This window comes from Streptomyces phytophilus (assembly GCF_013870535.1).
Classification (GTDB): Bacteria; Actinomycetota; Actinomycetes; order Streptomycetales; family Streptomycetaceae; genus Streptomyces; species Streptomyces phytophilus.
Genome location: NZ_JACBXC010000884.1, coordinates 1 through 2,592, shown reverse-complemented (window position 1 = coordinate 2,592; position 2,592 = coordinate 1). Strand labels below are relative to the sequence as shown.

Below are 2,592 nucleotides of genomic sequence, written 5' to 3'. Positions count from 1 at the left end.
CGAGGAGGGCCAGGACCCCGGCACGGGGGAGACACCGGCGACCCCGCATCCGGACGGCGCGACGGCACCGGGGGCGGCGCGTTAGGGCCTGTGCCCCAGCCGTCCCCGGGGGCGTTCAGTCGCCCAGTACCCGCCGCAGGTAGTCGTTCCCGAACACCCGGCCGGGGTCCAGCCGGTCCCGTACCGCCGTGAACTCGCCGAACCGCGGGTACACCCCCGCCAGATACGCCGCGTCCCGGCTGTGCAGCTTCCCCCAGTGCGGCCGCCCGCCGTGCGCCGTCATGATCCGCTCGACCGCCGTGAAGTACGCCTGGTGCGGCGTCCCGCGGTACAGGTGCACCGCGACGTACGCCGTGTCCCGCCCCGACGCCGTCGACAGCGGGATGTCGTCCGCGGGCGCGACCCGTACCTCCACCGGGAAGCTGATCCGCAGCCCCGACCTGTCGACCATCGCCTTCAGCTCCCGGATCGCGGGCACGGCCGCCGCCCGCGGCAGCGCGTACTCCATCTCCACGAACCGCACCCGCCGCGGGCTGGTGAAGACCTTGTACGGGATGTCGGTGTACGTACGCGCGGACAGCGCCCGGCTGGAGACCGCCGCGATGCCCGGGATCGTCGCGGGCACCGCCCGCCCCACCGCGCAGGCCGCCGCGAACACCCCGTTGGAGAGCAGCTCGTCGTCCATCCAGCCGCCGATCCTGCCCAGCGGCCGCGCGGGGCCCTCGCTGCGGTTGTTGCGCTTGGTGTTGCAGCGGCCGGTGTGCGGGAACCAGTAGAACTCGAAGTGCTCGTTGTCCTCGGCCAGCTCGCCGAAGGACGCGAGGACGTCGGTGAGCGCCATCGGCTCCTCCTGCGCCGTGAGCAGGAAGAGCGGCTCCACCGCGAACGTCAGCGAGGTGACGACGCCCAGCGCGCCGATGCCGAGCCGGGCGGCGGCGAAGACCGCCGCGTCCTCGCCGGTGTCCGCCGCCGTGTACGTACGCGCCCTGCCGTCGGCCGTCACCAGCTCCAGCGCCGTGATCTGGGCGGCCAGCGAGGCGGAGGAGCGGCCGGTGCCGTGCGTGCCGGTGGCGGTGGCGCCGGAGACGGTCTGCGCCATGATGTCGCCCATGTTGGCCAGCGAGAGGCCGGCGGCGGCCAGCGCGTGGTTGAGCTGGTGCAGCGGGGTGCCCGCGGCGACGGTGACGGTGCCGGCCTCGCGGTCGATCTCGTGGATGCCGACCAGCCGCTCCGGGCGGATCATGAGCCCGCCGGTGGCCGCGGCGGCGGTGAAGGAGTGGCCCGTACCGACGGCCTTGACCTTCAGGCCGTCCTCGACCGCGGCCTGGACGGCGTCGGCGGTCTCGGCGGTGGTGGCGGGGCTGGCGGTGCGCGCGGGACGTGCGGCGACGGTGCCCGCCCAGTTGCGCCAGGCGCCCGCCGCCCTCGTGCTGCTCACCTGATGCATCGCCGTCCATCCGCTGAACGGGCCGGTCGTACGGCCCTTCGTCTCGGCTCTCCGCCCCCGGTTGGACAGGGATGATACTCGCGCGTACGGACCGGCCGGACGCCGGTGCCCGGCTCGGTCCGGGGGCGGGCGCATGGCAGGATCGAAGACATGCCAGACGTGCCGTCCCCCCTGCCGTACGACGCCCTTCTGCTGCTCTCCTTCGGCGGCCCCGAAGGCCCGGACGATGTCGTTCCGTTCCTGGAGAACGTCACCCGCGGGCGCGGCATCCCGCGCGAGCGGCTGGAGGAGGTGGGCAAGCACTACTACCTCTTCGACGGCGTGAGCCCCATCAACGCCCAGAACCGCGCGCTCCTCGACGCCCTGCGCAAGGACTTCACGGACGCCGGCCTCGACCTCCCCGTCTACTGGGGCAACCGCAACTGGGCCCCGTACCTCACCGACACCCTCCGGGAGCTGACCCGCGACGGTCACCGGCGGGTGCTGGCCCTGGTCACCAGCGCGTACGCCTCGTACTCGGGCTGCCGGCAGTACCGCGAGAACCTGGCCGAGTCGCTGGCCGCGCTCGCCGCGGAGGGCCTGGAGCCGCCGCGCGTCGACAAGCTGCGGCACTACTTCAACGCGCCCGGCTTCGTCCGCGACATGGTCGTCGGCGTCCAGGAGGCGCTCGGGCAGCTGCCCGAGGACGTACGCGACGGCGCCCACCTGGCGTTCACCACGCACTCGATCCCCACCAGCGCGGCCGACACCTCGGGACCCCCCGCGGACCACGGCGACGGCGGCGCGTACGTGGCGCAGCACCGGGACACCGCCAAGCTGGTCGCGGACACGGCGGCGGTCCTCACGGGCGTGGTGCGGCCCTGGCGGCTGGTCTACCAGTCGCGCAGCGGCGCACCGCACATCCCGTGGCTGGAGCCGGACATCTGCGACCACCTGGAGGAGCTGCACGCCGAGGGCGCGCCCGCGGTGGTGATGGTGCCGATCGGCTTCGTCTCCGACCACATGGAGGTCCTGTACGACCTCGACACCGAGGCGGCCGCGAAGGCGGCGGAGCTGGGCCTGCCCGCGGTGCGGTCGGCGACGGTCGGGGGGAAGATCAGCGCCGCCAGGCCGTGGACGTTGCCGCCGGAGTTGGCGTCCTCCAG

At 73.9% G+C, this 2,592-nt stretch carries 2 protein-coding genes; one reads left to right on the top strand and one right to left on the bottom strand.

All coding sequences use genetic code 11. From position 1 onward, the window contains the following. Window positions 1-115: 115 nt before the first annotated feature. On the bottom strand, window positions 116-1,447 hold the full coding sequence (locus H5J30_RS26690; RefSeq protein ID WP_181789884.1) for a D-arabinono-1,4-lactone oxidase: 1,332 nt from the start codon (window positions 1,445-1,447) through the stop codon (window positions 116-118). A 150-nt stretch (window positions 1,448-1,597) separates the two neighbouring features. Here H5J30_RS26690 and H5J30_RS26685 point away from each other — a divergent pair. After that, the coding region (locus H5J30_RS26685; RefSeq protein ID WP_181789883.1) for a ferrochelatase at window positions 1,598-2,592 on the top strand (995 nt) is incomplete at its 3' end.

Coding starts and splice junctions, on each gene's coding strand:
- H5J30_RS26690 (WP_181789884.1), bottom strand. CDS start 1,447: ATGCATCAGGTGAGCAGCACGAGGGCGGCGGGCGCCTGGCGCAACTGG.